The organism is Pseudomonas sp. UBA6315 (genome assembly GCF_002438125.1).
Classification (GTDB): Bacteria; Pseudomonadota; Gammaproteobacteria; order Pseudomonadales; family Pseudomonadaceae; genus Aquipseudomonas; species Aquipseudomonas faucium.
Window position 1 is genome coordinate 1 of record NZ_DJTF01000173.1, and the last position, 4,182, is coordinate 4,182.

Here is a 4,182-nt window from a genome sequence, read left to right on the forward strand (position 1 = left end):
ACAGTCAGTTGTTGCAGGCGTACATCGTGTTCAGGCATTACAAGGGTCTCCGACGGCCCTAGCCGTCAAGCGGGTCATGCTTTATTATCCAGCATCTTTTTCAGACCATCGAGAGGCGTGCGGCCCCACACGCGGGCAGATGGCACGCAGGAAGCCCGGACTAATAAGATGGCATTGAAATCCCCCGCGTTTCGTAGAAAGTTTCCGTTGCTGGTGACCGGCGGTCTGCTGGCCATGCAACCTCTGGCCACCCCCTATGCGGTGGCTGCCGAGCAGTTCGACTGCCAAGTGTCCGCCTCCGGTGGTTGGGACTGCAAGCCCAAGTCCCCCGTCAATAACCTGCCTCCGCGCCCCGTGCACGAAGGTGCCGCGCTCACGTCCGGCACCGAAGCCCCGTCGGCTGAAGCCGAAAGCGGCGAAAAACCGATGCTGGTCACCGAGAGCAAGGGCCGTGGCCTGAAGTCGCGCAGCGAAGACTACAGCCACCTGGACTGGGTCCCGCGTGAAAAGCTCACCGCCGCACAGCTGGCCGAAACCGGCCCGTACTGCGGTGGCGCGTATGTCGAGCCTATCCGCCCGGGCATGGCCGACACCACGCCGAAGGACGAATCGCCGACCTACATCAATGCCAAGGTGTCCAGGTACCAGCAGGAGCAGCAGATCGCTACCCTCGCCGGTGACGTGGTCATGCGCCAGGGCAGCATGCAGGTCGAGGCCGACGAGGCCAACCTCTACCAGACCGAGAACCGCGGCGAGCTCAAGGGCAACGTCAAGATCCGCGACAACGGCTCGCTGGTGGTTGGCGACGAGGCGCAGATCCAGCTCGACACGGGCGAGGCCCAGGTCGACAACGCCGAATACGTGATGCACAAGTCGCACATCCGCGGCAACGCCCTGTACGCCAAGCGTGGCGAAAACGCCATCATCCGTCTCAAGGACGGTACGTACACCACCTGCGAACCGGGCAGCAACGCCTGGCAGCTGAAGGGCAATAACATCACCCTGAACCCGGCCACCGGCTTCGGTACCGCGACCAACGTCACCCTGCGGGTCAAGGATTTCCCGGTGTTCTACACACCGTACATCTACTTCCCGATCGATGACCGTCGCCAGTCCGGCTTCCTGCCGCCGTCGTTCAGCAGCACCAGCGACACCGGCTTCATGCTGGTCACCCCGTACTACTTCAACCTGGCGCCAAACTATGACGCCACGTTGTACCCGCGCTACATGACCAAGCGTGGCTTGTTGATGGAAGGCGAATTCCGCTACCTGACCAAGTCCAGCGAAGGCCAGTTCGGCGGCGCGTACCTGAACGACAAGAACGACGATCGCAAGGACCAGACTGACTACAAAGATCAGCGCTGGATGATCAACTGGCAGCACAAGGGTGGCCTGGACGAGCGCCTGATGACTGAAGTCGATTACACCGACATCAGCGATCCGTTCTACTTCCAGGACCTTGAAACCGACCAGATCGGCGTGAAGAGCCAGGACGTGGTCAACCAGCAGGGTGCGCTGACCTGGCGTGGTGATACCTACACCGCTCGCCTGAATGCGCAAGCCTACGAGATGGCGACCATCTCGCAGATCACGCCGTACAACAAGCTGCCGCAGATCACCATCGATGGCATGCTGCCGTACCATCCGAGCGGTTTCGATTTCAGCTACCAGACCGAGGCCGTGCGCTTCGATCGGGACCTGAAAGATGACTTCGTTACCAATGAAGATGGTGTTCCGGATGAAAGCGCCGGCTTCCCTGGCCGCCGACTCGATGAAAACGTTTTCGGCGTCGCTCGCGCCAACGGCACCCGCCTGAATGTCGCGCCAGCAATCAGCCTGCCGCTGACTGCCAGCTATGGCTACGTCACGCCGAAGCTGAAGTACATGTATACCAATTACGACCTGGATCTGGATGGCAAGGGCAAGCGCGACATCGCCGACAATCCTGGTTCGGTGGCGCTCAACGGCGATTTCAAGAGCAACCAGAATCGCGACATCCCGATCTTCAGCGTCGACAGTGGTCTGTATTTCGACCGCAATACGTCGCTCTTCGGCAACAACTACCGCCAGACCCTCGAGCCGCGGCTGTACTACCTCTATGTTCCGTACAAGGACCAAGTGGACATCCCACTGTTCGACAGCGGTGAAACACTGTTCAACTTCGACTCGCTGTTCCGCGACAACCGCTTCAGCGGTGTCGATCGCATCGGTGACGAGAACAAGCTGTCGCTTGGTGTGACCACCCGCTACATCGAAGACAACGGTTTCGAGCGTCAGAACTTCAGCATTGGCCAGGCGTACTACTTCAAGGACCGCAAGGTCCAGCTGCCGGGCATCGACTACCGCAACCGCAAGGATTCGCAGTCCGATGTATCGCCATACGCACTGCTGTACAACTACTACTTCAACCGCGACTGGCGCTTCAATTCGGACTTCAACTGGGACCCGGACAGCCGCAGCACCCGCTCGGGCAGCGCGATGTTCCACTACCAGCCTGAAGACAATCCGAACAAGATCGTCAACCTCGGCTATCGCTACCGTAACGACACCATCGCTTACGACTCCACCACCGGTACGTGGAAAGTGGGCGGCGGCGACTACGGCACGCCTGGCACGCCGAACTACATCAAGGATTACTACAAGATCCAGCAGCACGACTTCTCGGTCATCTGGCCGGTCGTACCGCAATGGAACGTCATCGCCCGCTGGCAGCACGACTACAACCGCAACCGCACCCTGGAAGCCATGGGCGGTTTCGAATACGACAACTGCTGCTGGAAACTGCGCCTGATCAACCGTTACTGGATCGACTACGACGACTTCAGCCAGGCCACTCCGCAGAACGAAAAAGGCGACCATGGCATCTTCCTGCAGATCGTGCTGAAAGGCCTCGGTGGCGTGGTAGGCAACAAGGTCGAATCTTTCCTCGACCAAGGCATTCAAGGTTACCGTACACGTGAAGACCAAGCTTATTGATCGTCTGCGCCCCGCGTTGCTGGGCGCTGTATTGCTGAGCGGCGTGGCGCATGCCGCACCGCAACCTTTGGACCGTGTGGTGGCCATCGTCGACAACGACGTGGTCATGCAGAGCCAACTGGACCAGCGCGTCCACGAGGTACAGCAAACCATCGCCAAGCGCGGCGGCGGAGTTCCGCCGACCAGCGCGCTGGAACAGCAGGTACTGGAACGCCTGATCGTCGAGAACCTGCAACTGCAGATTGGCGAACGCTCCGGCATTCGCATCACCGACGAAGAGCTGAACCAGGCCATCGGCACCATTGCCCAGCGCAACGGCATGTCGCTGGAGCAGTTCCGTGCTGCCCTGGCCCATGACGGCCTGTCGTTCGATGACGCCCGCGAGCAGGTCAAGCGCGAGATGATCATCAGCCGCGTGCGCCAGCGCCGTGTCGCCGAGCGCATCCAGGTATCCGAACAGGAAGTGAAGAACTTCCTCAACTCGGACCTGGGCAAGATGCAGATGTCGGAAGAGTACCGCCTGGCCAACATCCTGATTCCTACCCCGGAGGCGGCCAATTCGGACGCCATCCAGGCTGCGGCGCGCCAGGTCGGCGATGTCTACCAGCAGCTCAAGCAGGGCAAGGACTTCGGCCAGATGGCCATCGAGCGCTCTGCCAGCGAAAACGCCCTGGAAGGCGGCGAGATGGGCTGGCGTAAAGCCGGCCAGCTGCCACCTGACTTCGCCAAGATGCTCAGCAGCATGGCCGTGGGCGACATCACCCAGCCCATCCGCATCCCCAACGGCTTCATCATCCTCAAGCTCGAGGAGAAGCGCGGTGGCAGCGAGAACGTGCTGCGCGATGAAGTGCATGTGCGCCACATCCTGATCAAGCCAAGCGAGATTCGCAGCGATGCCGCCACCGAGCAGCTCGCCGAGCGCCTGTATGACCGGATCAAGAACGGCGAAGACTTCGGCGAGCTGGCCAAGAGCTTCTCGGAAGACCCGGGTTCTGCCCTGAACGGCGGCGACCTCAACTGGGTCGACCCGAACAGCCTGGTACCCGAGTTCCGCGAGCAGATGGCCAACGCCCAGCAAGGTGAAGTGACCAAGCCGTTCAGAACTCAGTACGGCTGGCACGTGCTGGAAGTGCTGGGCCGTCGCGCCACCGACAGCACCGAGCAGGCCCGCGAGCAACAGGCCCTGAACGTGCTGCGCAACCGCAA

The 4,182-nt window shown here is 60.9% G+C and carries 2 protein-coding genes; both read left to right on the forward strand.

Annotated elements, in window-relative coordinates; translation table 11 throughout:
* Positions 1-168: 168 nt before the first annotated feature.
* Positions 169-2,976, forward strand: a complete 2,808-nt coding sequence (locus tag B3E94_RS20280; protein WP_286914906.1) for an LPS-assembly protein LptD — start codon at positions 169-171, stop codon at positions 2,974-2,976.
* Positions 2,957-4,182, forward strand: a 1,226-nt coding sequence (locus B3E94_RS20285) for a peptidylprolyl isomerase (RefSeq protein ID WP_286914908.1), incomplete at its 3' end; no start/stop codon positions are given. The genes B3E94_RS20280 and B3E94_RS20285, both read left to right, overlap by 20 nt.

Bases quoted from the DNA above. Each gene is read 5' to 3' on its own strand.
- B3E94_RS20280 (WP_286914906.1), top strand. From the start codon at position 169: ATGGCATTGAAATCCCCCGCGTTTCGTAGAAAGTTTCCGTTGCTGGTG.